Below are 25,843 nucleotides of genomic sequence, written 5' to 3' on the forward strand. Positions count from 1 at the left end.
GTCTGAGCGTAGGTCAGGCGAGCCGGTGGACGGACCCGGACGCGTCATTGGGTTCGGGCACACCGGCCATCGCTGTCACATGTTCGAGGGTCAGGCGACGATCTAGGGCCGCTTTGTCAAAGTTTCGTTGGATTATGACGGAAGCTCCTGAGACTAGTGGAGCAAGGAGACTCGCCAGTAGACCCTCGAGTGTGGCGAAGGACATGGCAACGAGGAGCCTGTCCTGCGAGTCCAGGCCCCATTTGTCGACGGTTCGGGCCGCTTCGGCCACCAGCTCGCCCGCTGTCAGTGTGACCTTTGTCACAGTCAACGCCGAGGTCTGCGGGCCAACGCCCGGCGGCGGCGTGAAACGGTCGCCGTGTGCGCGCACCTCCACCGCGTAGTCGGTGACGCCGGGCGGCGCCGCGGCCAGCGGGCCGCCGAGCGCGTGCAGCGACAGACCGACCAACTCGTCGGCGGCCGACCCGAGCGGGCCGTCCGCGACGTCCGCGAGCACCTCTTCCGCCGCCGCGAGGATGAACGGCGCGTCCGGCGGGTCGCCCGCGACCCCGTCCGCCGGATCGACCACGCGCACGGCGACGCCCGCGGACCAACACGCCATCAACCACACTGCGGACTGCCAGTGCGGCGGAAGCACCAACACCGCGTGCTCGATCCCGCCCGGCCCCGCGCCGAGCTCGTCCACCAGCAGGTTCGCGGTCTTGGCGACCCAGTTGTCGAACGTGCGGGCCGACAGCTCCACCCGCTCGCCGGAGGCGTCGTCGTAGAAGGTCACCAGCGGCCGGGACGGGTCGTCGGCGACCCGCCGCCGGAGCAGCTCGGCGGGCGTGCGCGGCTCCGGTCCTCGTGCGTCGGTCATGGGCCGAGCGTAGAGGCACGCGCGGCCCGATCCGATGATCTCCCGACGCTTGCGGCACGTCACCAGCGGTGAATACGATCAGGCACCCGATCGACGGACCGCGCTCCCGGACGGCGCGCGGCGGCCCGTGGCGGCCCCGCCCGCGGCCGACGGAACGCCCAGCGGAGGCACATGTGAGCGCGGGCCGGCTGCTCGCGCGGCTCACGGTGATCCCGGCGCTGCTGGTCATGGCGTGGCTCGTCGTCACCCTGCCGCTGCTGTTCGGCGGCGTGCTCCGTCCCGGACCGGCGATCGTGATCTTCGTCCCGGTCGCGGCGGCGCTGCTGTGGGCGGGTTTGCGCCGGTCTCCCGCCGACGACCCGGTCCGAGTGCCCTGGTGGTCGACCGTCGGCGTCGTCGTCGTCGCCTTGGCGTTCCTGGTCCTGCAGGCGCTGATGTGCTCCGAGCAGATCATCGTCCGCCGCGATCCGGCTTCCTACGTCCAGTTCGCGACGTGGCTCACCGACCACGGTTCGCTGCCCATTCCGCAGATGCGGCAGGCGTTCGGCGGCGGAGATCCGGTCCTCACCTACGACAGCCCCGCCTTCTACGCGGACGGCGGCTCGATCGTCCCGCAGTTCATGGCGGGGCTGCCGCTCGTGCTGACGCTCGGCGGCTGGCTCGGCGGCACCCACGGGATGGTCCTGATGGCGCCGCTGCTCGGCGCGGGCGCCGTGCTCGCGTTCGGCGGCGTCGTGGCGCGGTTCGCCGGGCCGCGCTGGGCACCGGCGGGCGCGCTGATGCTCGCGCTGACGACGCCGATGATCTGGGGTTCGCGCTCCACGCTGAGCGAACTCCCCGCGCTCGTCCTTCTCCTTGGCGGGCTGGCGATGCTGGACGACGCCGCGCTGAGCCGACCGCGCGTGCGCGCGTTCCTGGCGGGGCTCGCTTTCGGGTTGATCGTTCTGGTTCGTATCGACGCGCTGCGGGACGTCTTCCCCCTCGTCGTGATCGCGGGCCTGCTCATCGGCCTCGCTCCCCGGCGGCGCCGGCGTGACCGGCGAGGTCTGCCCGCGAACCTCGCCGAGCCCGGCGCGGACTCCGCGCGCGAGCGGCCCGTCACCCGGATGGGCTGGCCGCTGGCGGCCGGGCTTCTCGTCGGTGCCGGTGCGGGGCTCGGGGAGGGTTTCCGGTTCTCCCGGCCCTACCTCCGCTATCTCCACGCTTCGCTCGACCCGCTGCTGATGATGACCGCCGCGCTGGTCGTCGCGACGGCGTTGATGGCGGTCGCGCTGCGCGTTCCGGCGACCGGGGAACGGTTGCGGCGGCTCGGCCGGGCGGTCGCGGGCGGTCCGGTGCCCGGCCTCGGCGCGGTGCTGACGCTGCTCGTCATGACGGCGTTCGCGGTGCGGCCGCTCGTCCAGACCGTCCGGCGCGTCCCGAAGTCCGAGGACGACCGCCTCAACGCGCAGTTCATCGAGCAGGTGCAGCGCTTCACCCACCTGCCGGTCGACGGAGCCCGCCAGTACTCGGAACTGTCGCTCTACTGGGTGATCTGGTACGTCGGCATCCCGGTGGTGCTGCTCGCGTCGTTCGGCGCGGCGCTGCTCGTGCGGCGGCTGCTGCGCGGCGGGGATCTGCGCTGGTTCCCCCCGCTCGCCGTCATCGGCTGGACGACCGTCACCACGCTCTACCGTCCCGCGATCACGCCGGACCACCCGTGGGCCGCGCGGCGGCTGCTCGGCGTCGTCATCCCCGGCATGATCCTGCTCGCGCTGTGGGCGGCGTCCTGGGCGATGCGGCGCGTCCGGCGCGCGGGCTACGGACCCGTCGCCGTCCGGTGCGCGGCCGTCGCGGTGGCGCTGCTGCTCTTCCTCCCGATCCCGCTCTCGTCCCACGGCGTCCTCACCGAACGGACCGAGCAGCACGAGATCGGTGCCGTGCGCGGCATGTGCAGCGGCATCGGCGGCGCCGGACGGTCCGTGCTCGTCGTGGACCACGCGACCTCGGATCGCCTCCTTCAGGTCATCCGCGGGATGTGCGGTCTGCCCGCGGCCCGCGTCAACGACCATGCGGGCACGGCCGACGTCCGGCGCGTCGTCGGGAAGATCTACGCGGTGGGGCGGCGGCCGGTGGTCCTCGGCGCGCAGGCCGGCCAGGTCTCGCCGTACGGCCAGGCGGTCCAGGTGATGCGGCTGCGGACCCGGCAGGACGAACGCACGTTGACCTCGCCGCCGGACTCCACCTGGGGCCTGACGTCCGACGTGTGGATCGCCGAGCCGCCGCGCCCGTAAGGTCGCGTTCGCACCCGCTCTCCCACGTGCCATCGGACAGACCCTCAACTGCGCCGACGCGCGGGCGAAGCGCGGCGCGGTCGGCCCGCGGCGGCGTCATCCGGAGCGGAGGACCGGTATTCTCGCGCTGCGTGAGCACCGAATCCGCCACCGAGACCGCACCCGTGTCCGTCCCGGCGCCCGAGGCCGAGGCCGTCCCGGCGAGCCTGCCGCAGGACCGGACGGAGCCCGTGTCCGGCGACTCGGGCGTCCATGTCACGATCGTGCTGCCCTGCTACAACGAGCAGGACCACGTCATCGCCGAGATCGAGCGCATCTGCGCCGCGATGGACGCCAGCGGAAAGTCCTACGAGCTGCTCGCCGTGGACGACCGCTCCACCGACGACACGCTCGCCCGGCTCCGCGAGGCCGCGCCGCGCTTCCCCACCATGCGGATCATGGCGTTCCAGCACAACAGCGGTTCGGGCACGGTCCGGCGGATCGGCAGCCAGCAGGCGCGCGGCGACATCGTCGTGTGGACCGACGCGGACATGTCCTACCCGAACGAGCGCATCCCCGAGCTGGTCGAGATCCTCGACACCGACCCGTCGGTGGACCAGGTCGTCGGCGCGCGCCGCACCGAGGAAGGCACGCACAAGCTCCTGCGCGTGCCCGCCAAGTGGTTCATCCGCAAGACCGCGGAGCGGCTCACCAACACCAAGATCCCGGACCTGAACTCGGGCCTGCGCGCCTTCCGCCGGTCGGTGGCGCTGCCCTACCTGCGGCTGCTGCCGCCCGGGTTCTCCTGCGTCACGACGATCACCATCGCGTTCCTGTCCAACCAGCACCCGGTGCGGTACGTCCCGATCGACTACGCCAAGCGGGCGGGCAAGTCGAAATTCCACTTCACCAAGGACGCGTACCGCTACATCCTCCAGGTGCTGCGGATGGTGATGTACTTCAACCCGCTCAAGGTGCTGATGCCGCTGGCGCTGTGGCTGCTGGTCATCGGCATCGTCAAGGGCGTGTACGACATGGTCGCCCACTTCGGCTACTTCGCGAACAACACGATCATGATCTTCGTGACGGGGCTGATCATCGCCTCGCTGGCACTGCTGGCGGACCTGATCGTCCGATCACGCGGCGACGTCTAGATGCGGGTCGCGATCGTCGGACCGGCGTTCCCGTACAAAGGCGGCGGCGCGCAGCACACGACCGAGCTGGCGCACCGGCTCGCGGCGGCCGGGCACGACGTCGCCGTCGAGTCGTGGCGGGCGCAGTACCCGAAATTCCTGTACCCGGGCCAGCAGACCATCGACGACCCCGAGGGCGAGCCCTTCCCCGCGACCCGGCACGCGCTGGACTGGCGGCGGCCGGACGGCTGGTGGCGCACGGGGCGTTCGCTGCGGTCCGCCGACTTGGTCGTATTCGCGGTGCTGAGTCCGGTGCAAGTGCCGTCCTACTTGGGGATTCTCGCCGGAGTCGGGCGAGGAACGCGGACTGTGGCGCTGTGCCACAACGTTCTGCCGCACGAGCGCAAGCCCTACGACCGGCCGCTGATGCGCGCGCTGCTGCGGCGCGTGGACGGCGTGCTCGTCCACTCGGCGGAACAGGCCGAGCTGGCCCGGACGCTGACGTCTCGGCCCGTGCGGGTCGCGGAGATGCCCGCGCACCTTCCGGTCGCTCCGGCCGGTGAGATTCCCCCGGTCGGTGAGGTGCGGCGTCGCCTCCTTTTCTTCGGCATCGTCCGGCCGTACAAGGGCCTGGACGTGCTGCTGCGCGCGCTCGCCGACGGCCCCGCCGACGTCGGGCTGACCGTTGCCGGCGAGTTCTGGGGCGGCGTGGACGAGACGCAGGCGCTGATCGGCGACCTGGGTCTCACCGGGCGGGTGGATCTGCGGCCCGGATACGTCCCGGCGGCGGAGGTGCCCGAGCTGTTCGCGGCCGCCGACGCGCTGGTCCTGCCCTACCGTTCGGCGACGGCGTCGCAGAACGTGTGGATGGCCCACGAGCACGGCGTCCCGGTGATCGCGACGCGGGTCGGCGGCTTCCCCGACCAGGTCCGCGACGGGGTGGACGGGCTGCTCTGCGAGCCCGGCGACGCGGCGGGGCTGGCGAAGGCGATCGAGCGGTTCTACGCGCCCGGTGAGGCCGAGCGCCTGCGCGCGGGCATCGAACGCGTGGACCACGGTCCGCGCTGGGACGCCTACATCGACGTTCTGACCGGGGAGTGACCGCCGTCACTCCTTGGCGGGCGGCCCGGTGACGAGTTCCCGCGCGTCGTCGGCGTCCCCGTCCGCTGGAGCGACGACGCGTCCGCGCCCCGCGAGGACTCCCGCGCCCGCGTAGAGCAGGTCCGCGATCGTCAGCACGACGCGCGAGGAGATCGCGACGACGAGGGGCGCGCCCGCCGGAAGCACCGGCGACAGCACTGCGGTCAAAACCGCCTCGCGCGCACCGAGCCCGCCCGGCGCGATGAACACCAGCAGCCCGGCGACGAACGCGAGCGCGTACGAGCCCACCGCGAGCGGAACCAGCCGGAGACCGCCGCCGCCGACCGACTGGCACAGCAGCCACAGGTGGCCGCCGAACAGCAGCCAGCCGACGATCGTCCAGCCGGCGGCGCGCGACATGGCCCCGAACGACACGGCGTGCTCGAGCGGCGACTGCCGAGCGAACCGCAGCACCGTGTTCAGCGCCCAGGTCACGAACTTGGGATGCAGGGCGGCGAGCAGGACCGGCGCGAACGGGAACATCCACCAGTACTCGCGCCGCGCCGCCGCCGACGTCAGCGGCAGCGTCGCCGCCGCGACCGCGAGACCGCACGCCGTGGTGGTCGCAACGGCCAGCACGGACGCGCTGAAGCTGCGAGCGCGCGGCACGTGGTGCTCGCGCGAAAGCTCCACCTGCGTCAGGACGACCCACACCATGCCGGGCACGTACTTGCCGAGCCCCGAGATCGCCGAGATGCGGAACGCGGCCTTCAACGGCAGCGGCGAGCCGAGTCCGCTCATGAAGGCGCGCCAGCCGAGCGTCCACGCGAACAGCCCCGCGACGCCGAAGACGAGCGCGCCGACCAGCGTGTACCAGGACATCTGCCGGAACGCGCGGACGGTGTCGTCCCACTGGGAGGCGACGCTGTAGGCGCAGAACCCGAGCGCGAGCAGCACGAGCAGCACGCGCAGCGCCCGCAGGACGGCGGCCTTGGACGTCACCGGTCACCCTTCTCGTGGTCGCGGACCCTCGGCACGGGGCTCCGCACGGCCGCGCCCCGGAACGGAAGGCCCGGCGCGGCGTCGAGGTTCCCGGGGAACCCCACCCGCCCAAGCGTAGGCGACCGGGCACGCCGCCATGATTGGGTGCCGCGTGCGCCCCGGGCGCTCGGTAGGGTGGCGCGGGTGAAACTCTCGGATGTCGTGGCCTTCATGGGGCATCAGGTGCATGTCTGCCGGTACCGCGAGGCCGGGACGCTGCTGGACTGGATGGGCCGCGACCTGCGCGGGCACCGCGTCCTGGACGTCGCCGGCGGCGACGGCTACTGGGCGGGCCTGACGCGCAAGCGCGGCGCCGAGGCGGTCTCGATCGACCTGGCGCGCGCCAAGATGGTCTACGGGGCTACCCTCGCCCACGCGCCCGCGCTGATCGAGTGCGACGCGCTGCGGCTGCCGTTCGCCGACGCGTCGTTCGACGCGATCCTGTCGGTCTGCGCGATCGAGCACTTCGACGACGGCGGCAAGTCTCTCGACGAGATGGCGCGCGTCCTCAAGCCGGGTGGGCAGATCTTCATGTCGGCGGACGTGCTGAGCCGCGCCGACGCCTGGCCGAAGCTCCGCGACGCGCACAAGGCGAAGTACCACGTCCAGCACACCTACACGCACGAGTCGCTGCGCGCGCTGCTGGACGAGCGGGGCCTCGACCTGGTCCGGCACTCGTACCAGTTCCGCACGGCCGCCGCCGAGCGCCTGTACCTGTCGCTGTCCACCTACGGCGGCAAGATCGGCTTCAACGCCGCCGCACCGCTGGCCCCGCTCGTCGCGCTCGCCGACCGCAGCGCGCCGAACGAGCGCGGGAGCATCGTGCTGCTCCAGGTGCGCAAGCGCTGACCTCGCGCTTCCCCTCCGTGATCTTCGCGGGGACCGCGCAGTAGGCTCGCCCGAACGCCGTGGGAGCCGGACGCCCGTCCGGCCGGTCGAGGGAGGAGCCCAGTGGAAGCGATCCTGTTGGTCGGGGGGCGGGGCACGCGGTTGCGCCCGTTGACGATCTCCACGCCCAAGCCGCTGCTGCCCACGGCGGGCGTTGCTTTCCTGGCCCACCAGCTCGCGCGCGCGAGCGCCCTCGGCGTCACGCGGATCGTGTTCGCGACCTCCTACCGCGCCGAGATGTTCGAGGCCGCCTTCGGCTCGCACGCCTACGGCGTCGAGCTCTGCTACGTGAGCGAGCGCCAGCCGCTCGGCACCGGCGGCGCGATCCGCAACGCGGCGACGGCTCTGGAGTCCGGTCCGGCGGACCCGGTGCTCATCCTCAACGGCGACATCCTGTCCGGCCACGATGTGAAAGCGCAGGTCGAGCTGCACACGTCGGCGGACGCGGCCGTCACACTGCACCTCACCGAGGTCGAGGACCCATCGCGGTTCGGGGTCGTCCCCACCGACGCGGACGGCCGGGTGACGGCGTTCCTGGAGAAGACGGCGCGGCCGCTGACGAACCAGGTCAACGCGGGCTGCTACGTGTTCCGCCGCGCGGCGATCGACACGATCGAGGAAGGCGAGGTCGTGTCGGTGGAACGGGAGACGTTCCCCTCGCTGATCGCGTCCGGCGCGACGGTGATGGGATACGTCGAGTCGGCTTACTGGCTGGACGTCGGCACGCCCGAGGCTTTCGTGCAGGGCTCGCGTGATCTCGTACTCGGTCGGCTCGCGTCCCCGGCGATGCCGGGGCGGCCCGGGCAACGGCTCGTCCTCGACCGCGCCGTAGTGGCGCCGGGCGCGGTCGTGCGCGGCGGCACCACCGTGGGGCGCGGCGCTGTGATCGAGGCGGGCGCGACCGTCATCGGCAGCGTGCTGCTGGACGACGCGTTCGTGGCCGAGGGAGCGACGGTCCGCGATTCGGTCCTGAGCCGGGGGGCGCGGGTCGGCCCCGGCGCGACCCTGGACGGCGTCATCCTCGGTGACGCGGCGGTCGTGGGGCCGGGCAACGAGCTGCGGGACGGCCTGCGGCTCTGGCCGGGCATCGAGCTTCCGGCGACGGCAGTCCGCTTCTCCACCGACGCCTGACGGGCCTTCGGCGCAGGCTGTCCAAGTCTTGGTCAACGCATAGAGTGCGGCGGTGGCCGAGACCGTGGAGCGCGAGTGGCGTCCGCCGTGGCCCGTCAATGTGGCGCGCGTCCTCGCACCGCATCGGCGCGGGCACGGCGACCCGGCGTTCCGTGTGGACGAGGCCGGCGGCGTCTGGCGCGCGTCGTTCACTCCGGACGGGCCCGGCACGCTGCGGGTCGTCGCAGTAGGCGGGACCGTGCGCGCGACGGCCTTCGGGCCGGGTGCGGCCTGGCTGCTGGAGAACGTCCCGGACCTGCTCGGTGCCCGCGACACGACCGACGGGTTCAAGCCAGTTCACTCCGCGCTCCGCACCGCTGTCGGCCGGACGCCCGGGTTCCGGATCGGCCGGACGAACCGGGTCTTCGAAGCGCTGGCCCCGGCCGTCCTGGAACAGAAGGTCCTCGGGCTGGAGGCGTTCCGCGCCTGGCGCTACCTGCTGCGCCGGTTCGGTACGCCCGCGCCCGGCGCGCCCGCCATGCGCGTTCCGCCGCCGCCGCACGTGTGGGCGCGGATTCCGTCCTGGGAGTGGCACCGGTCGGGCGCGGAGGCGATCCGCGCGCAGACGATCATCGGTGCCGCGCGGGTGGCGGCGCGGCTGGAGGAGGACCCCGCCGAGGACAGGCTGCGGTCGCTGCCGGGGATCGGGGTGTGGACGGCCGCCGAGATCCGCCAGCGCGCGGTCGGCGACGCGGACGCGGTGTCGGTCGGCGACTACAACCTGCCCGGCCTCGTCGGATGGGCGCTGGCGGGGCGGAAGGTGGACGACGCGGGGATGCTGGAACTCCTGGAGCCGTACGCGGGGCACCGGCACCGCGTCACGAGGCTGCTGGAATTCTCCGGTCTTCGTCCTCCTCGGCGGGGGCCTCGGCTCGCGGTGCGCGACTACCGCTCCTTCTGACGAGGATGCGGGGCGGCGGCCCGAACCGGGGCCCGCGTCGCTCGCCGGTCGTCCAGTCGTGGCCGTCGCGGGAGTCCGCGCCGAAGAAGACGCCGAGCGCTCCGAACGCGGCGAGTGTGAGGAACAGGGCGAGCAGGGAGTACATGGGGGACCGTCCTTCGACGAACGTGGAGGGCCTGGCCGGGCCCCGGGGGACGCTCCCGCGCGGGATGTACTGCAAGTCTGCGCTCGGACGAACGTTCAGGTCCAGCGATGATTTCTGTAGTGTTCGTGTAAGGACTCCTTCACCGTCCCAGCGTGCCAGTGGTCGCCCGCCGTGGAAGGATCTCGTCGCATGCTGGATCTCGGTCGGCTCCGCGTGCTGCGCGAGCTGAAGCGGCGCGGCACGGCGGGCGCGGTGGCCGAGGCGCTCGGCTACAGCCCGTCGGCGGTCTCCCAGCAGCTCGCGCAACTCCAGCGGGAGGTCGGCGTTCCGCTGGTCGAGCGGGCCGGTCGGCGGCTGCGCCTCACTGAAGCGGGCGAAGTGCTCGCGGAACGGGCCGGGGCGCTCCTCGCGGACGCGGAGCGCGCCGAAGAGGCGGCGCTCGCCGCCAGCGGCCAGGTCGTCGGGACGGTCCGCGTCGTCGGGTTCCAGACGGCGCTGCTGAACGTCGTCGTTCCCGCGCTGCCAGGACTCGCGGCCGCCTATCCCGACCTGCGGGTCGACGTCCGCGACGCGGAGGACGACGCGATCCTCGACGCGCTCGCCGCCCACGAGATCGACGTCGTGCTGTCCGACGAGCATCCCAACCTGCCCCGGCCGGACCGCCCCGGCCTGGCGTCGGAAGTGCTCGTCACCGAGCCGATGCGCGTCGTGCTCCCGGCCGGGCACCGGCTCGCGCGCGGACCGGGGCCGGTCCGCCTCGCCGACCTGGCAGCGGAGCGGTGGGCGTCGCCCTACGCGAGCACCAACCACGCGGCGCAGATCGAGCGGGCCTGCGTCGAACTCGCCGGGTACCGGCCGGACGTCCGGCACCGTTCCAACGACCTGCGCGTCATCTTCGCGCTCATCGCGTCGGCGGGCGCGGTGGGGATCGTGCCGCACCTCGCGGGCGCGGAGAACGAACCGGGCGTCGTTGCTCGTGAAATCGCGGGCGCTCCGCTGCACCGCACGATGGAGCTGTGGCGACGCGCGGGAGCGGACGTCCGGCCGTCGGTGCGGGCGGTGCTGGACGCGGTCCGCGCCGCTGCCGACGCGCTGGTCGCCGCGCGGCCCGGCCTCGTCCGGGGACGCCCGCCCGCCGCCGGGGAATAGAACGGGACTCCCGGCCGCTGCCAAGGACGAAGCGGGCACCCCGCCGCTCCCGGAATTATGACGATTGGCATAGAGTGCCCCGCATGGACGCCATGAGGACGCCGACCGATCACCGCGCGCGCCGGGGGGCGCGGCGATGACGGGCGTGACCGAGTCCGCGCTGCGCAGGGCGCTCGCCCGCGCGCGCGACGGCAAGACACTCGACCGATCCGAGGCCGCCACCCTGCTGCACGCCCGCGGCGCGCAGCTCGACGACCTGCTCACCTACGCCTCCCGCACCCGCGACGCGGGCCTGGCCGCCGCCGGGCGGCCGGGAATCGTCACCTACAGCCGCAAGGTCTTCATTCCCCTGACCCGGCTGTGCCGTGACCGCTGCGGCTACTGCACGTTCGCGACCGTCCCGCACAAACTCGACTCCCCGTACCTCAGCCCCGACGAGGTCCTGGAGATCGCCCGGCAGGGTGCGGCGCTCGGCTGCAAGGAAGCGCTCTTCACCCTCGGCGACCGGCCCGAAGCACGCTGGAAGCAGGCCCGCGAGTGGCTGGACGCGCACGGCTACGACGACACGCTCTCCTACGTCCGCGCGATGGCGATCCGGGTCCTCGAAGAGACGGGCCTTCTCCCGCATCTCAACCCGGGCGTGCTGACCTGGCGGGACTTCCAGCGCCTCAAGCCCGTCGCGCCGTCGATGGGCATGATGCTGGAGACGACCGCGACGCGGCTGTTCACCGAGCGGGGCGGCCCGCACTTCGGGTCGCCGGACAAGGACCCGGCCGTCCGGCTCCGCGTCCTGGAGGACGCGGGCCGCACGAACGTCCCGTTCACGACCGGCATCCTGATCGGGATCGGGGAGACCGTCGACGAACGCGCCGACGCGATCTTCGAGATCCGCCGGACGATGCGGGAGTACGGGGCGATCCAGGAGGTCATCGTCCAGAACTTCCGCGCCAAGCCCGACACCAAGATGCGGGACACCCCGGACGCGGAACTGGCCGAGCTGGCCGCGACGATCGCCGTCACGCGGCTCATCCTCGGACCGAAGGCGCGCATCCAGGCGCCGCCGAACCTGGTGTCCGACGAGTACGCGCTGATGCTCCGCGCGGGCATCGACGACTGGGGCGGCGTCTCGCCGCTCACGCCCGACCACGTCAACCCGGAGCGGCCGTGGCCGCAGATCGACGAGCTGGCGGAGCGCACGGCCGCCGCCGGATTCGAGCTGCGCGAACGCCTGACGATCTACCCGGAGTACGTCCGGCGCGGCGAGCCGTGGCTCGACCCGCGCGTCGCCGGGCACGTCGCGGCGCTCGCCGATCCCGCGACCGGCCTGGCCCGCGAGGGCGCGATTCCCGAGGGCCGCCCGTGGCAGGAGCCGGACGGCGGGTTCACCGCGTCCGGCCGGACCGACCTGCACGTCGAGATCGACACCACCGGCCGGACGTCCGACCGCCGCGACGACTTCGACGAGGTCTACGGCGATTGGAACGCGCTACGCGAGCGGATGAACGCACCGCACCGCTTCGACGCCGACATCAGCGCCGCACTAGCGCACGCCGAACGCGACCCCGCCGGGATCTCCGACGACGAGGCCCTGGCGCTGCTGCACGCCGAAGGCCCCGAGCTCGACGCGCTCACCCGCATCGCCGACGACCTGCGCCGCGACGCGGTCGGCGACGACGTGACCTACGTCGTCACCCGGAACATCAACTTCACCAACGTCTGCTACACCGGCTGCCGGTTCTGCGCGTTCGCGCAGCGCCGCACCGACGCCGACGCGTACACGCTGTCGCTGTCGCAGGTCGGAGACCGCGTGGACGAGGCATGGGCGGCCGGGGCGACCGAGATCTGCATGCAGGGCGGCATCCACCCCGACCTGCCCGGCACCGCCTACTTCGACCTCGCCCGCGAGGTCAAGCGCCGCGCCCCCGGCATCCACCTCCACTCCTACAGCCCGATGGAGGTCGTCAACGGGGTGAGCCGGACGGACATGTCCGTCCGGGAGTGGCTGCAGGAGGCGAAGGCGGCCGGGGTCGACTCGCTGCCCGGCACCGCGGCCGAGATCCTCGACGACGACGTCCGATGGGTGCTCACCAAGGGCAAGCTGCCCGCCGACCAGTGGGTCGAGGTCGTCACCACGGCTCACGAGCTGGGCATTCCGACCACCTCCACGATGATGTACGGGCACGTCGACACCCCGTCGCACTGGGTCGCGCACATCAGGCTCCTGCGCTCGATCCAGGAGCGGACGGGCGGGTTCACCGAGTTCGTCCTACTGCCCTTCGTCCACAACAACGCGCCGATCTACCTGGCCGGCCTCGCGCGCCCGGGACCGACCGCGCGCGAGAACGTCGCCGTCCACGCCCTCGCGCGCATCCTGCTGCACGGCGCGATCCCGAACATCCAGACGTCCTGGGTGAAGCTCGGCGACGAACTCTGCACCCGCGTCCTGCGCGGCGGCGTCAACGACCTCGGCGGCACGCTGATGGAGGAGACGATCAGCCGGATGGCGGGTTCGGAGAACGGCTCGTTCAAGCCGATCAGCGAACTGGAGGCCATCGCCGCCGCGGCGGGACGTCCCGCCCGGCAGCGCACGACGCTGTACGGCGAGGTCCCCGCCGAGCGGCTGGAGGCGGCCCGCCGTACCGACGGCATCGGCCACTTCGGCGGTGGGAGCCTGCGTTCCCTGCCGCTGACGGCCGTCTGAGGACCGATGACCGTGCGCGGCTGAACCGCGTCACCGCCGCACCGTCGTCCAGCGCTCAGCGGACGACGGTGCGGCACCCCGCCGCCAGGCTGTCCTCGGGGCGTTCACCGCTTCCTGCCACCGGGCCGCTTTCGCGGCGAACCCCGCTTGCCCTTGTTCGTCTTGCCCTGCCTCCCGAGGCCCTTGGACGAGCCGTTGTCGCGTAGCGGTCCCGCGCTCGCAGCCGTCAGAGCCGGGACGGGCGGCCGTGCGGCGATCGGGGGCACGCCCGGTGCGACGGCCTCCGATGTCACCACGGCGGACGCGTCGTCCGCCGCCGCCTCATCCTGAAGCCCCGCCGACTCGGCCGGGACGCGGACGCAGTCGATCTCGAACATCGCGGAGCTGTCGGCGGAACCGTCGCTCTCCAGGATGTGGACGACCCGTTCCGCAGGGAACCGCAACGTCCACACAACGCGGCCGGTCCGCATCACTTCCCGGACCTCGACCACCCCGGAGCCCGCCGTCACCTCCAGACGGCGTCCGGCGCGGGTCGTGGTGATCACGTAACGGTGCAGGCCCTTGGCTCCCCAGTCGGCCAGCACCTCGACGCTGTCGCCTCGCATGGCTTCTTCCCTTCGGTCGATCGGACGGAGTCCATGAGAACCTGTGCCGGAGCCCTGCCGCATCCTGAGCTCCAACCTGTGGATAACTCGAATTTCCGCAGGTCAGATGGCTGACAAGGGATGGCTCACGGAAGGCTGGGCATCGGCTTGTCGATCAGATGAGGCGGGACGAAGAAACCGGATCGAGCGTCGTGCGCGGCGGTAACCCGTCAGCTACCGCGAGAGTTTTCGGAACTACTCAACGTCATCGCCCCGATGGTGCTGAGATGGGGAGCCGGAGGTCCCGATGACACGTAAACGTCGCCTTCCCAACATCAACGCCCGGCGTCTGGGCGTGTACCTCATGAAGACCAGGGAGATCGTCGAGCTTTCCTACGAGCAGGCGGCCGAGCGGATCGGCTGCGAGGTGGATTGGCTGATCAGGGTCGAGACCGGGTTCGAGTCGCCCTCGCCCGAGAAGGTCCGCCACATGCTGGAGAGCTACCAGGTGATCGGCGCCAAGGCCGCCGAAATGATGATCGACCTGTCCTACCGGTCGGCGGGGCCGCCGTGGATAGAGCGGCACGGGGAACAACTGCGCCCCGAGGAGCGGGACGCGCTGATCTGCGAGGCGGAGGCGTCCCTGGTGCGGTCCTACCGCATCCGGCTGATCCCTGATCTCGCGCGCACCGAAGCGTACGAACGCATGCTCGCGAGCGGCCGAGGCTTCGACCTGGAACCGGACGCCGCCTGGGACCTCATGGACTCCCGGCAGCGTTTCCGCCCCGGCGGCCGCACGCGCCGACTCGACATGATCATCGACCAGCAGGCGCTGACGCTCCCGGTGCCCGACCCCGAGGTGATGGTCGAGCAGCTCCGCCACCTCCTGGAGCTGTCCGAGCGGCCCGAAGTCACGATCAGGACCATCCCTGAGACCGCCCCGATCTACGAGGAGCGCGGCCACCATTTCGACGTGCTTGAACTTTCCAACTCCGCCGAGCGAGTGAGCGTCGACCACACGGTCCTCGGGGCGAGCATCAGCCCGTTCGACCTCCTCGACATCTGGCAGCACATCGAGAAGACGTCCGCGATGAACCCGGAGGACTCGCGCGCGCTGATCCGGAGCATCCTCACCGACCTCCGGGCCGGACTGCGCTGACGCTCCGGCCGGCGGGCGCGGTCGCCGACCGCGCCCGCCGGCTCAGCGGACCTCGATGAACGCCGACGGGTCGCGGCTCGGCCGTTCGCGGGGCGGGGCCGCCGGACGGCCGACGCCCACCGCGCCCATCGGGTCCCAGTCGGCGGGCAGGTCGAGCACCTCCCGGACGACGTCGCGGCAGAACATCGTGCTCGAAACCCAGCACGACCCAAGGCCCTGCACCGCGAGCTGAACCAGCAGGTTCTGCACGCCCGCGCCGACCGCGACGGTGAACATCTCGCGTTCGGCGGTGTTGCGGCGGTCGTCGGGATACGTGTGCGAACCGTCCATCACCAGGCAGGGGACGACCAGGTAAGGCGCGCGTCGGAGGACGTCGCCGCGCCGGAGGCGCTTGGCGATCGACTCGGCGGAGAAGCCGTCGCGCCGCAGGTCCGCCTCCCAAGCGTCGCGCATGGCGTCGAGCAGCCGCGTGCGCGCGTCCGCCGACTCCAGCAGCACGAAACGCCACGGCGTCGTGTGATGTGGAGCAGGGGCGGCAATGGCCGCCGCGACGGCGCGGCGGACGGCGGCGCCGTCCACCGGATCGGCCGTGAACTCGCGGATCGTGCGGCGTGCGAACACGACGTCCGCCGACCCGTACCGGAACATGTCCTCGTCGGGGCTGCGCTGGAGCACGCGCGCTCCCGGGCCGTCCGCGTCGGTGACCAGCCCGGCGAGGCCGCGCACCACCGCGATCGGCACGCCGTCGAGCTTGCCCTTCACCAGGTCGCCGGCGGCCGCGAGCTCGTCGGCGACCGCGACGACGGTCGCCTCCAGGCGGTTGCCGTACTCGTCCGCCCCGCCGCGCAGGTCGTTCACGGGATCGAGGCCGGCGACGCCGATCGCCGCGTCGGTCAGCCCGTTGCGCCACGGCCGACCGAGCGTGTCGGAGATGACGACGGCGACGTCCCGGCCGCGTTCGCGCAGCGCCGCGCGGAGCCGCCGGGCGGACGCGTCCGGATCTTCGGGCAGGAGCAGGACGGTGCCCGGCGCGGTGTTCGACGCGTCCACGCCCGCCGCGGCGAGCACGAGCCCCTGCCGGGTCTCGACGATCCGCGTGACGCCGCGCGCGTGCTCCCGGCGCGCGACGAGCCGGACCGTCTCCGCGTCGATCGCCTTCTCGCGGTCGTCGGCGCGCAGGACCCGCCCCTCCGCCTTGCTGACGACCTTGGAGGTGACGACGAGCACGTCCCCGTCGCGCACCAGGTCGAGCGGGACGAGTGATGCCAGGTCGGTGCCCTCGGCGACTTCGGGCAGGCCCGGAATCCCGAAGACCTCCAGGCTCACGGCGCCAGCTCCCGCGCCAGCTCCAGCGCGGCGGCGGCGATGGCCTCGGTCGCGGCGTCGTCGGACATCAGCAGTGGCCGCGACCGCACGGCGATCCCTTCGACCTCGACGCCCGCGTCGGCCTCGTCCACGAGCCAGCCGTCGATGAGCTCCGGGCCGTACAGTTCGGCGACCGCGCGGGCCGACGTCTCGACGCCGATCGCGGTGAGGCACGCGTCCGCCATCCCCCGCACCGGCGCGTCGCCGATGATCGGGGAGATTCCGACGACGGTCTTCTCCGCGAACGCTTCCCGGATGCCGGGAACGGACAGAACCGTGCCGATGCTCACGACGGGATTGGACGGGGGGAACAGCACGACGTCCGCCGCCTCGATGGCCTCAAGAACGCCCGGCGCGGGCTTGGCGTCCTGCGCGCCGATGGGGGCGATCGACACGGCCGGGAGCGACGCGCGCAAGCGCACCCACCATTCCTGGAAATGGATCGCGCGGCGGCCCTGCTCGGGATCGTCGACGACGACGTGCGTCTCGACCTGGTCGTCGGTCATCGGAATGAGGCGGACGCCCGGCCGCCACCGGTCGCACAGCGCCTCGGTGACCGCGGACAGCCGATACCCGGCCGCCAGCATCTGCGTGCGGACGATGTGGGTCGCGAAATCCCGGTCGCCGAGCCCGAACCAGCCGGGCCCCACGCCGTACTCGGCGAGTTCCGCCTTGACGGTGAACGTCTCGTCCGCGCGGCCCCAGCCCTGCTCCTCGTTGATGCCGCCGCCGAGGGTGTACATCACGGTGTCCAGGTCGGGACAGACGCGGAGCCCGAACAGCGAGATGTCGTCTCCCGTATTGCCGATCACGGTGATCTCGGCCTCGGGAGCGGCCTTTCGGAGGCCGCGCAGGAAGCGGGCCCCACCGATTCCGCCGGCCGGCGCAACGATCTTCATGGGCTCAGCCTAAGCGGCCGCAGGCTGGGGTTTAGACGTCGCCGCCCGGTTTGGACGGTCCCGGCGGAACGCAGGGGAATGAGACGTGAGGGCCCGCGATGTGCAAAGCTTTGCGTCTGTCATCCGATTGCCTTCGTTGGGCGATGCAGGCTCCCGTCCCCGCGTCGGGTGAGGGTCGCAACGTCTGGAGATGAGGCGTCCGTCCCCCGGGGTCGGGCGAGGACCGCAACGTCTGGAGAAATCGTCGTGAACAAGGAAGCCGTCCAGCGCCTGCGCGAGCCGGCGGCCTGGGTACTGCTCGCCGCCGCAGGAGTGCAGCTCCTGGCGGGGCTCCTCGACCTCTTGATCAGCTCGTCGGAGTACAGCACGTTCTCCGGGCGGGCCCTCAGCGAGACCACCGGCGGAATGTTCACCGGCGTGGCGACCGTCGCGCTGCTCGTCGTCGCGGTCCTGCTCGTCACGCACACCGCCGCCGAGCCGACGTCGCAGGCGCGGACGATCACCCTCGCCTCCCTCGTCGTGGTCGGCGGGCTCGCGCTGTTCGGCGTCGTCGCCTGGCTCGCGGGGATGTTCACCGACCTCGGTGAGGGCTCCAGCTCGTCCATCAAGCTCGTGGCGTTCCTCTACGGCGCGTCCAAGCTCGCGGTGATCGGCATCTCCGGCTGGTTCATCTTCACCGTCTTCCAGGCGCTCCCGTCCGCCCCGAAGGCCGCCGCCGGGCAGGTGCCCCCGGGCTACCCCGACTACGGCCAGCAGGGCTACGGCCAGCAGTACGGGCAGCAGCAGTACGGCCAGCAGCAGGGCTACGACCAGTACGGCCAGCAGTACGGCCAGCAGCAGGCGTACGGCCAGCAGGGCCAGCAGCAGGGCTACGACCAGCAGCAGTACGGCCAGCAGCAGGGCCAGCAGGGTTACGACCAGCAACAGCAGCAGGGCTACGACCAGTACGCTCAGCAGCAGTACCAGCAGTACGGCCAGCAGGGGCAGCAGCAGGGCCAGCAGGACCCGCAGCAGGCCGCCCAGCAGGCCGAGGACGAGAGCGCCGGCGAGTGGACGCGCGCCTACGGCGGCGACCAGGGCCAGCAGGGGCAGCAGGGCCAGCAGCAGCCCGGCCAGCAGGGATATGGTCAGCAGTACGGCCAGCAGGGCGGTGAACAGGGCGGCGCCGATTGGTACCGCGACAACCGTCCCCCGCAGTGATCTCTCGTTTAACTGATCTTCTGTCAAAGCGGGTGGACCCTTAGCCCAAAAGACCCCGTTCGTCCCTTCAGAAACCCGTTCCGCTTGACGGATCAGGTGTTACACACGTGTAATTTCGGAGGTGTAGTTCTATGCCTTCTCGGGGGAACGGAGCGCAGGGAAGGCATCGACCAGGGGGCTCCACGGGCTAGGAGGTGCGCTGTGAGCGAGGTTGTCATCCCGCTGGCGCACGGCACAGACGACGGCGAAGAGCTGGGCTGGCAGGAGCGCGCACTGTGCGCGCAGACCGATCCGGAGGCGTTTTTTCCGGAGAAGGGCGGCTCGACGCGCGAAGCCAAGAAGGTGTGCCGCGCATGCGAGGTCCGGGCCGAGTGCCTGGAGTACGCGTTGCAGCATGACGAGCGTTTCGGTATTTGGGGCGGGCTCTCCGAGCGGGAGCGGCGCAAGTTGAAGCGCCAGGCCGTCTGAGCGCGTCCCCGGTGTCCCGTCCCCGGCCGAGCCGGGGACGGGACACCGGGCGCGACGAACCGTGCGTACGGCGGGCCCCCGCACCGGGCCGGGTCTTGACGATCCCCCGGTGCGGGGGCCCGACGCTTCTCAGGCGCGGGCAGCGAGAGGGTCAGTCGTCGGGGGTGTCGTAGCTCGGATCGACCGACTCGGGGGAGAGGCCGAGCAGGTCCGCGACCTCCTCGACCAGCAGGTCCCGGACGAGCCGGGCGGTCTCCCGCTCGCCGTCCGCGCGGGCCTCGACGGGCCGCCGGTAGATCACGATCCGGACGCCGCCGCGGCCCGGACCGGGCTCGGTCATGCCGAGGGGCACCGGGCCGTCGGACCGGGGGTCGACGTCGGGGACGTCCTCGACCACGAACTCGACCTGGGCCAGCTCGCGGCCCCAGCGGCGGCCGAGTCGGCGGACCTCGTCCGCGACGAGGTCCTCGAACCGTTCGGCACGGCTGCGCGAGATCGGCGCCCGCGGCGGTGTGAGGGGGCCGCGCAGGCCCCGTCCTCGCCGGTCGCGGCGCCGTACGCCAGCCACACGGGATCGCACGTTCCCAGCTTACCGCCCGTCCCGTGATCCATCCCTGTGCCGGAGGTGAGGGGACCGTCTCCCCGCGGTGACGGATCGTGCCGATCGGCGACGGGATTGTGATCGTTACACGGGAAAATGTCCGGTAACGGCGACACGTTCCCCGGGGTGGTGGCGCAGTCGGCGGCGGCGGGGTACGGTCGGCCATCGTGAGCCCCGTCCGCATCTGCTCCCGCACCGCCTGCAAGGCGCCCGCAGTGTTCACGCTCACGTACGTCTACCGCGACTCGACGGCCGTCCTCGGGCCGCTTGCCGCGTACGCCGAGCCGCACTGCTACGACCTCTGCGCGGAGCACTCCGAGCGGCTCACCGCGCCGATGGGATGGGAACTCGTCCGGCTGCCCGTCGAGGAGGAGGCCGAGCCGAGCGCGGACGACCTGGAGGCCCTCGCCGACGCGGTCCGCGAGGCGGCCCGGCCGCTGCCGGGGACCGGCCAGGAACCCGTCGGGCAGGGCACCGAGGTGGGTCGGCGCGGGCACCTGCGCGTGCTGCGCTCCGAGCCCGCGCGCACCCAGCCCGGCCAGGAGTAGCCCCCGCCCGTCCCGTGATCTTCCCCCGGTAGGCTCAGGGGTTCAGACGGTGACAGGACGGGAGCAGGAGTGGGCGACCTCGCCAAGATCTTCAAGGCGTACGACATCCGCGGCGTCGTGCCCGCGGAACTCGACGCCGGGACCGCCGAGGCCGTCGGCGCGGCCTTCGTGCGGGTGACCGGCGCGTCGGCGGTCGTCACCGCGCACGACATGCGGCCGTCCTCCGTCCCGCTCGCCGAGGCGTTCGCGCGGGGCGCGACCGGGCAGGGCGCGGACGTCGTCGCCGCCGGGCTGGGCTCCACCGACCTGCTCTACTACGCCAGCGGCGCGCTCGACCTGCCCGGCGTGATGTTCACCGCGAGCCACAACCCGGCGCGCTACAACGGCATGAAGCTGTGCCGGGCCGGGGCGCGGCCGGTCGGCCGGGACACCGGGCTGACCGAGATCCGCGACCTCGTCGAGCGCGGCGTGCCCGCCTTCTCCGGCCCCGCCGGGACGGTGACGTCCCGCGACCTGCTCGCCGGGTACGCCGACCACCTGAAGTCGCTGGTGGACCTGTCGTCGATCCGGCCGCTCAAGGTCGCCGTGGACGCGGGCAACGGGATGGCCGGGCACACCGTTCCGACCGTCTTCGCCGGGCTGCCCGTCGAGCTGGTCCCGCTCTACTTCGAGCTGGACGGAACGTTCCCCAACCACGAGGCCAACCCGATCGAGCCGGAGAACATGCGGGACCTCCAGGCCGCCGTCCGCGCGAGCGGCGCGGACATCGGCCTGGCGTTCGACGGCGACGCCGACCGCTGCTTCGTCGTGGACGAGCGCGGCGAGATCGTCTCGCCCTCGGCCATCACGGCGCTCGTCGCGACGCGGGAGCTGGCCAAGCACCCGGGCGCGTCCATCGTCCACAACCTGATCACCTCGCGGGCCGTCCCGGAGATCATCGCCGAGCACGGCGGCACGCCGGTCCGCACGCGGGTCGGGCACTCGTTCATCAAACAGACGATGGCCGAGACCGGAGCCGTCTTCGGCGGCGAGCACTCGGCGCACTTCTACTTCCGCGACTTCTGGTTCGCCGACTCCGGGATGCTCGCCGCGCTCCACGTCCTGGCCGCCCTCGGCGAGCAGGACGGGCCGCTGTCGGAGCTGCTGGCCGAGTTCACCCGCTACACGGCGTCCGGTGAGATCAACAGCGAGGTCGCCGACCAGGCCGTCGCCGCCGAGCGGGTCCGGGCGGCGTTCGCCCCGCGGCCCGGCGTTACGATCGACGAACTGGACGGACTGACGGTCGGCGCGGACGAGTGGTGGTTCAACCTCCGGCCGTCCAACACCGAACCGCTGCTTCGCCTCAACGCGGAGGCCGCCGACGAGCGGACCATGACGGCGATCCGCGACGAGGTACTGGCCATCGTGAGGGAGAAGTGACCGTGAAGCTCGACTCGTGGCTGCTGGAGGTCCTCGCCTGCCCCAACTGCGGAGGGCGGCTGGAGGCCGACGACGCCGCGGCGGAGCTGGTGTGCGCCGGCCCGTGCCACTACGCGTACCCGGTCCTGGACGACATCCCGGTCCTGCTCGTGGACGAGGCCCGGACCCCGGCCCCGTGAGCGTCGCGGTTGACGCCGGGCGGCTCGACGACGTGGCCCGGATCGAGGCCGCCGACCCGTCGGACATGCTGCGCCAGGTCGCGTCGTCGGCGGCGCAGATCCGGGAGGCCCGCGCCGCGACGCTGGAGTCCGGCGCCGTGGACGTCCTCGCCCGCGACGGGCGGCCGCGCGCGATCGTCGTGACCGGCATGGGTGGCTCGGGCATCTCCGGCGACGTCCTCGCGGCCGTCTGCGGCCTCGGCTGCGCCGTTCCGATCATCACCGTGCGCGGCTACCGGCTGCCCGGCTGGGTCGGCGCGGCCGACCTGGTCATGGCCGTGTCCTGCTCGGGCGGCACCGAGGAGACGGTCGCCGTGGCGGCCGAGGCCGCGCGGCGGGGCTGCCGGATGCTGTTCGTCGGCGGTGCGGACTCGCCGCTGTCGGCGCTGGCCGAGCAGAGCCGGTCGCCGTTCGTTCCGGTCCGCTCGGCCGGGCAGCCGCGCTCGACGCTGTGGGGGCTGACGGTCCCGCTGCTCGTCGCGGCGCGCGGGCTGGGGCTCGTCGACGCCCCCGACGGCCTGCTGGAGGTGGCCGCCGGGCGGCTGGAGGACATCGCGCACCGCTGCCGCCCGAGCAGCGAGACGTTCGTGAACCCCGCCAAGCAGGTCGCGGCGGAACTCCTCGGCGACATTCCGATGATCTGGGGCGGCTCGGAGACGACGGCGACGGCCGCGTACCGCTTCTGCTGCCAGCTCAACGAGAACGCCAAGTACCCGGGAGTCTTCGGCTGCCTGCCGGAGTCCGACCACAACCAGGTCGTCGCGTTCGACGGGTACTTCGCGCAGGGCGGCGCGGCCGACCCGGACGACTTCTTCCGCGACCGCGCCGACGACGCCGAGCACGGGCTGCACCTGGTCGTCCTGCGCGACAGCGAGGAGCACCCGCAGATCCGTAAGCGCCGCGAGGTGTCGGTGGAACTGGCGCGGGCGCGTGGCGTCGCGGTCACGGAACTGCGGGCCGAGGGCGAGCATCCGCTCGAAAGAATCGCGACACTCATCGCGCTCGCCGACTACGTCACGGTTTACTTGGCTATCGCACTGGGTGTCGACCCGACGCCCGTCGCGACCATCCAGGAACTGAAGACGAGGATCGCATAGATGAGTGCTGAGGGCGGGACGAAGGCGATTATCGCGGCACTCGCCGCGAATCTGGGCATCGCCGTATCGAAACTCGTGGCGTTCGGGTTCACGGGTTCGTCCTCCATGTTGGCCGAGTCGATCCACTCGATCGCGGACTCGGGCAACCAGGGACTGCTCATCCTCGGCCGGAAGAGGTCGGAGCGGGACCGGACGCCCGAGCACCCGTTCGGGTTCGGCCGGGAGCGCTTCTTCTACGCGTTCGTCGTCGCCGTCGTCCTGTTCACGGTCGGTGCGGCGTTCTCGCTGTACGAGGGCGTCGAGAAGGTGATGCACCCGCACGACGTCGAGTCGCCCGTGTGGGCGTTCGCCGTGCTGATCGTCGCGATCGGGCTGGAGGGCTTCTCGCTCCGGACGGCGATCAAGGAGTCGAACTCGCTGCGCGCCGGGAAGTCCTGGGTGGCGTTCATCCGCCGCGCCAAGGCGCCGGAGCTGCCGGTCGTCCTGCTGGAGGACGCGGCCGCGCTGCTGGGTCTGATCTTCGCGCTGTTCGGCGTCGCGATGGCCGTCGCGACCGGCGACGGCGTCTGGGACGGCGTCGGCACCATCGCCATCGGCCTGCTGCTCGGCTGCGTCGCCACGGTCCTCGCGATCGAGACCAAGAGCCTGCTGATCGGCGAGGGCGCCGACCCCGAGCAGGAGAAGCGGATCATCGCGGCGATGGAGTCGGCCGACGAGGTCGAGCACGTGATCCACATCCGGACCGAGTACATCGGCCCGGAGGAGCTGCTGATCGCCGCCAAGATCGCGGTCAACCACGACGACACGGCGGCCGACGTGGCGCGGGGCATCGACGCGGCGGAGGCGCGCATCCGCGCGGAGTTGCCCGAGGCCCGGCTGATCTACCTGGAGCCCGCGCTGCTGGATCGCACGAAGGGCGCTCCCGTCGCGGAGACGACCGAGGACACGGCCTCCTGAGAAGGCGCCGATCCGGGCGTGACTCGGTTTCCGTACGCGCTGCGAGACCCCTCGCCGACCGTTCCTCGGTCGGCCCCAGCCCAGGCGTCGGCGTGTGGGCGGCCGGCGAGGGCGTCTCGTGCGGTGACCGTCCGAACCCCTGAACCGGGCGGTCTTCCCGGCCGCTGCGCGAGGGTCAGGTCCGCGCGGCCGCCGGGGCCCCGGGGACCGGAGCGGGCGCACCCGGTTCGGTCCTCGGCGTGACCCGTGGCGGCGCTCCGGAAACCCCCGCCGGAGCACCGCCGCCGTGTCACAAGAAAGACATTACGGTCGGGGTGCGGCTCGGGGCGTCAGCCCTGAGGAGGGAACCGGGGTCGTCCTGCAGAGGGATGCCGTCGCCGAGCGTAAGCCTGCGCGGTGAGGTGAACATGGCGCGAAACCGGTCACCATGAAGGGGTGACCAGTGACGACCGACCCGCCGCCCCGCCCGCCGATCCGCCGACCGCGTTCGGCCCGGCACTCGCCCATCACGCGTGGAGGTTCTCCGGGCGGATCGTCGCGGGCGTCGGCCAGCTCCTGCTGTGGGTCCTCACCGGCGTGGGGACGCTGCTGCGGCCCGTGCGGCGGCGGCTCGCGACGCGGCTGACCGGGGCGCGGCCGGGCTCGCCGGCGGACACGGGGACGCAGCGGGCGCTGTTCCCCCGCTGGATCCACTTCTGGTCGGAGGTCGCGGAGTCCTGGTACTTCGCACCGCTCACCGGCCTCGCGCTGACCGTCGCGGCGCTGGCCGAACTCGTGCCCCGGACGCAGTCCCCGATCAGCGTGGCGGGCGCGTTCGCCGTCGCGGCGACGCTGCCGCTGGTCTGGCGGCGCGAGTACCTGCGCCCGGTCGCGGCGGTCGTCCTGGGCGCGTCCGCCGCGAGCCTGCTGACCGGGCAGCCCGTGCTCGTGACGACCGCGTTCGCGGCGCTCTACACGCTCTACGCGCTCGGCCGGGAGCTGCCGCGCCAGTCGACGGGCGTCCTCGCGGTCGGGTCGGTCGTGACCGTCGGGGTGGTCTACCTCGCGACGGCGACGCTCGACGACGTCCCGTGGCCGGCGACGATCATCGCGGTGCTCGCCGCCATCGGTCTCGGCGACGCCCGCACGGCCGTGGAGAGCGCGGGGCGCACCGAGGCGGCGGCGGCCGAGCGGACCCACGAGACGCTGACGCGGCTGAGCGTCGCGCAGCACGAGCAGGCCGTCATGCGGGAGCGGGCGCGGATCGCGCGGGAACTGCACGACGTCGTCGCGCACTCGGTCTCGATGATCGCGGTGCAGGCCGAGACCGCGCCCTACACGATGGAGAACCTGTCCCCGGAGGCCCGCGCCGGTTACACCGAGATCGCCAAGACCGCGCGCGAGGCGCTGGTGGAGATGCGGCGGCTGCTCAGCGTGCTGCGCGCCGACGCGCGCCCGGAGCAGCCGGACTCGGCGCCGCAGCCCCGGCTGGACCGGCTGCCGGAGCTGATCGACCAGCACCGGGGCGCGGGCGGCCGCGTCGACCTGCGCGTCGAGGGAGATCCGCGCACACTGTCCACGACCGTGGAGCTGTCGGCGTACCGGATCGTGCAGGAGGCGCTGACGAACGCGCGGCGGCACGCGCCCGGCGCGCAGGTGCGGGTGGACCTGGTCTACCTGCCGGACCGGCTCGCCGTCCGCGTCCGCGACGACGGACCGGCCGGGCGGGCTCCGGTCGAGGGGGCGACGGCCGTCCTGCCCGGTCGCGGCGACCCGACGGTGACGCTGCCGGACCCGGCGGGCCGGACCCGCGTCATGCCGCCGGAACCGCCGCCGCAGGCGCCCGCGTCCGGCGGACACGGTCTGGTGGGGATGCGGGAACGTGCGACCATGCTGGGCGGACGGTTCTCCGCCGGGCCGGCCGTCGAGGGCGGCTTCCAGGTGGACGCCGAACTCCCGCTGACCAGTAAGGAGAACGCCGCCCGTGATCCGCGTTCCGAGGCGCCGCCGGGGCGGCGCTGACCGCCCCC

General features: G+C 72.5%; 23 protein-coding genes. 17 read left to right on the plus strand and 6 right to left on the minus strand.

Going from position 1 to position 25,843, the window contains the following annotated elements; all coding sequences use genetic code 11:
• Nucleotides 1–13: 13 nt before the first annotated feature.
• Entirely contained in the window at nt 14–859 is an 846-nt protein-coding gene (locus G339_RS0100555) for a TIGR03089 family protein (RefSeq protein WP_019629128.1), read from the minus strand.
• 173 nt (nt 860–1,032) lie between these two features.
• Between G339_RS0100555 and G339_RS0100560 the strand changes: the two genes are divergently transcribed.
• From G339_RS0100560 to G339_RS0100570, 3 genes are all read left to right on the plus strand, one after another.
• Complete coding sequence (locus tag G339_RS0100560) at nt 1,033–3,132, plus strand: hypothetical protein (protein WP_019629129.1); 2,100 nt, start codon at nt 1,033–1,035, stop codon at nt 3,130–3,132.
• A gap of 131 nt (nt 3,133–3,263) precedes the next feature.
• Nucleotides 3,264–4,265: a glycosyltransferase family 2 protein gene (locus G339_RS0100565; protein WP_019629130.1), complete on the plus strand. Its 1,002-nt coding sequence runs from the start codon at nt 3,264–3,266 to the stop codon at nt 4,263–4,265.
• The gene (locus G339_RS0100570) at nt 4,266–5,345 is read left to right on the plus strand and encodes a glycosyltransferase family 4 protein (RefSeq protein WP_019629131.1); all 1,080 of its coding nucleotides are present in this window, start codon (nt 4,266–4,268) and stop codon (nt 5,343–5,345) included. It begins immediately after the preceding gene.
• Between the two features lie 6 nt (nt 5,346–5,351).
• Here the strand turns inward: G339_RS0100570 and G339_RS0100575 are convergent, their stop codons facing one another.
• On the minus strand, nt 5,352–6,326 hold the full coding sequence (locus G339_RS0100575) for a lysylphosphatidylglycerol synthase transmembrane domain-containing protein (RefSeq protein WP_019629132.1): 975 nt from the start codon (nt 6,324–6,326) through the stop codon (nt 5,352–5,354).
• Between the two features lie 210 nt (nt 6,327–6,536).
• Between G339_RS0100575 and G339_RS0100580 the strand changes: the two genes are divergently transcribed.
• From G339_RS0100580 to G339_RS0100600, 5 genes are all read left to right on the plus strand, one after another.
• Nucleotides 6,537–7,214 carry a class I SAM-dependent methyltransferase gene (locus tag G339_RS0100580; RefSeq protein ID WP_205625472.1) on the plus strand — a complete coding sequence of 226 codons (678 nt, stop codon included), beginning with the start codon at nt 6,537–6,539 and terminating at the stop codon, nt 7,212–7,214.
• A 102-nt stretch (nt 7,215–7,316) separates the two neighbouring features.
• Nucleotides 7,317–8,384: a mannose-1-phosphate guanylyltransferase gene (gene manB, locus G339_RS0100585; RefSeq protein ID WP_019629134.1), complete on the plus strand. Its 1,068-nt coding sequence runs from the start codon at nt 7,317–7,319 to the stop codon at nt 8,382–8,384.
• A gap of 52 nt (nt 8,385–8,436) precedes the next feature.
• Nucleotides 8,437–9,324 (plus strand): DNA-3-methyladenine glycosylase family protein, encoded by an 888-nt coding sequence (locus tag G339_RS0100590; protein ID WP_019629135.1) that lies wholly within the window; start codon nt 8,437–8,439, stop codon nt 9,322–9,324.
• Between the two features lie 334 nt (nt 9,325–9,658).
• The gene (locus tag G339_RS0100595) at nt 9,659–10,618 is read left to right on the plus strand and encodes a LysR family transcriptional regulator (protein ID WP_019629136.1); all 960 of its coding nucleotides are present in this window, start codon (nt 9,659–9,661) and stop codon (nt 10,616–10,618) included.
• A 136-nt stretch (nt 10,619–10,754) separates the two neighbouring features.
• On the plus strand, nt 10,755–13,319 hold the full coding sequence (locus G339_RS0100600) for a bifunctional FO biosynthesis protein CofGH (RefSeq protein WP_019629137.1): 2,565 nt from the start codon (nt 10,755–10,757) through the stop codon (nt 13,317–13,319).
• A 104-nt stretch (nt 13,320–13,423) separates the two neighbouring features.
• Here G339_RS0100600 and G339_RS39645 read toward each other — a convergent pair whose 3' ends face one another.
• The gene (locus G339_RS39645; RefSeq protein WP_019629138.1) at nt 13,424–13,924 is read right to left on the minus strand and encodes a hypothetical protein; all 501 of its coding nucleotides are present in this window, start codon (nt 13,922–13,924) and stop codon (nt 13,424–13,426) included.
• 286 nt (nt 13,925–14,210) lie between these two features.
• On the opposite strand from G339_RS39645, the gene G339_RS0100610 reads away from it, so the two are divergent.
• A complete protein-coding gene (locus G339_RS0100610) occupies nt 14,211–15,062 on the plus strand; it encodes a DUF5753 domain-containing protein (protein ID WP_084693061.1) in 852 nt (283 codons plus the stop codon).
• 42 nt (nt 15,063–15,104) lie between these two features.
• Here the strand turns inward: G339_RS0100610 and G339_RS0100615 are convergent, their stop codons facing one another.
• Entirely contained in the window at nt 15,105–16,388 is a 1,284-nt protein-coding gene (locus tag G339_RS0100615; protein ID WP_019629140.1) for a coenzyme F420-0:L-glutamate ligase, read from the minus strand.
• On the minus strand, nt 16,385–17,326 hold the full coding sequence (gene cofD, locus G339_RS0100620; protein WP_019629141.1) for a 2-phospho-L-lactate transferase: 942 nt from the start codon (nt 17,324–17,326) through the stop codon (nt 16,385–16,387). Before cofD ends, G339_RS0100615 begins: the two co-directional genes overlap by 4 nt.
• Before the next feature lie 246 nt (nt 17,327–17,572).
• On the opposite strand from cofD, the gene G339_RS36265 reads away from it, so the two are divergent.
• Entirely contained in the window at nt 17,573–18,526 is a 954-nt protein-coding gene (locus G339_RS36265) for a hypothetical protein (RefSeq protein ID WP_026341018.1), read from the plus strand.
• Nucleotides 18,527–18,727: 201 nt separating this feature from the next.
• Nucleotides 18,728–18,994, plus strand: coding sequence for a WhiB family transcriptional regulator (locus G339_RS0100630; protein WP_019629142.1), 267 nt, complete (start codon nt 18,728–18,730; stop codon nt 18,992–18,994).
• 151 nt (nt 18,995–19,145) lie between these two features.
• On the opposite strand, the gene G339_RS0100635 is transcribed toward G339_RS0100630, so the two are convergent.
• Nucleotides 19,146–19,562: a metallopeptidase family protein gene (locus G339_RS0100635; protein WP_019629143.1), complete on the minus strand. Its 417-nt coding sequence runs from the start codon at nt 19,560–19,562 to the stop codon at nt 19,146–19,148.
• 200 nt (nt 19,563–19,762) lie between these two features.
• On the opposite strand from G339_RS0100635, the gene G339_RS0100640 reads away from it, so the two are divergent.
• The 6 genes from G339_RS0100640 to G339_RS0100665 all read left to right on the plus strand — a co-directional run bounded on the left by G339_RS0100640 (nt 19,763) and on the right by G339_RS0100665 (nt 25,835).
• Nucleotides 19,763–20,143: a DUF3499 domain-containing protein gene (locus G339_RS0100640; RefSeq protein ID WP_026341019.1), complete on the plus strand. Its 381-nt coding sequence runs from the start codon at nt 19,763–19,765 to the stop codon at nt 20,141–20,143.
• A gap of 69 nt (nt 20,144–20,212) precedes the next feature.
• The gene (locus G339_RS0100645; RefSeq protein ID WP_019629145.1) at nt 20,213–21,562 is read left to right on the plus strand and encodes a phosphomannomutase/phosphoglucomutase; all 1,350 of its coding nucleotides are present in this window, start codon (nt 20,213–20,215) and stop codon (nt 21,560–21,562) included.
• Complete coding sequence (locus G339_RS0100650) at nt 21,559–21,741, plus strand: Trm112 family protein (RefSeq protein ID WP_019629146.1); 183 nt, start codon at nt 21,559–21,561, stop codon at nt 21,739–21,741. The genes G339_RS0100645 and G339_RS0100650 overlap by 4 nt, the downstream gene beginning before the upstream one ends.
• Entirely contained in the window at nt 21,738–22,877 is a 1,140-nt protein-coding gene (locus G339_RS0100655; protein WP_019629147.1) for an SIS domain-containing protein, read from the plus strand. Before G339_RS0100650 ends, G339_RS0100655 begins: the two co-directional genes overlap by 4 nt.
• Nucleotides 22,878–23,834, plus strand: a complete 957-nt coding sequence (locus G339_RS0100660; protein WP_019629148.1) for a cation diffusion facilitator family transporter — start codon at nt 22,878–22,880, stop codon at nt 23,832–23,834.
• A 435-nt stretch (nt 23,835–24,269) separates the two neighbouring features.
• A complete protein-coding gene (locus G339_RS0100665; protein ID WP_019629149.1) occupies nt 24,270–25,835 on the plus strand; it encodes a sensor histidine kinase in 1,566 nt (521 codons plus the stop codon).
• Nucleotides 25,836–25,843 lie beyond the last annotated feature (8 nt).

The sequence above is a fragment of the Actinomadura atramentaria DSM 43919 genome (assembly GCF_000381885.1).
In the GTDB taxonomy this organism is placed as follows: Bacteria; Actinomycetota; Actinomycetes; order Streptosporangiales; family Streptosporangiaceae; genus Spirillospora; species Spirillospora atramentaria.

Bases quoted from the DNA above. Each gene is read 5' to 3' on its own strand.
- G339_RS0100610 (WP_084693061.1), top strand. From the start codon at position 14,211: ATGACACGTAAACGTCGCCTTCCCAACATCAACGCCCGGCGTCTGGGC.
- G339_RS0100600 (WP_019629137.1), top strand. From the start codon at position 10,755: ATGACGGGCGTGACCGAGTCCGCGCTGCGCAGGGCGCTCGCCCGCGCG.
- G339_RS0100555 (WP_019629128.1), bottom strand. From the start codon at position 859: ATGACCGACGCACGAGGACCGGAGCCGCGCACGCCCGCCGAGCTGCTC.
- cofD (WP_019629141.1), bottom strand. From the start codon at position 17,326: ATGAAGATCGTTGCGCCGGCCGGCGGAATCGGTGGGGCCCGCTTCCTG.
- G339_RS0100580 (WP_205625472.1), top strand. From the start codon at position 6,537: ATGGGGCATCAGGTGCATGTCTGCCGGTACCGCGAGGCCGGGACGCTG.
- G339_RS39645 (WP_019629138.1), bottom strand. From the start codon at position 13,924: ATGCGAGGCGACAGCGTCGAGGTGCTGGCCGACTGGGGAGCCAAGGGC.
- G339_RS0100595 (WP_019629136.1), top strand. From the start codon at position 9,659: ATGCTGGATCTCGGTCGGCTCCGCGTGCTGCGCGAGCTGAAGCGGCGC.
- G339_RS0100570 (WP_019629131.1), top strand. From the start codon at position 4,266: ATGCGGGTCGCGATCGTCGGACCGGCGTTCCCGTACAAAGGCGGCGGC.
- G339_RS0100660 (WP_019629148.1), top strand. From the start codon at position 22,878: ATGAGTGCTGAGGGCGGGACGAAGGCGATTATCGCGGCACTCGCCGCG.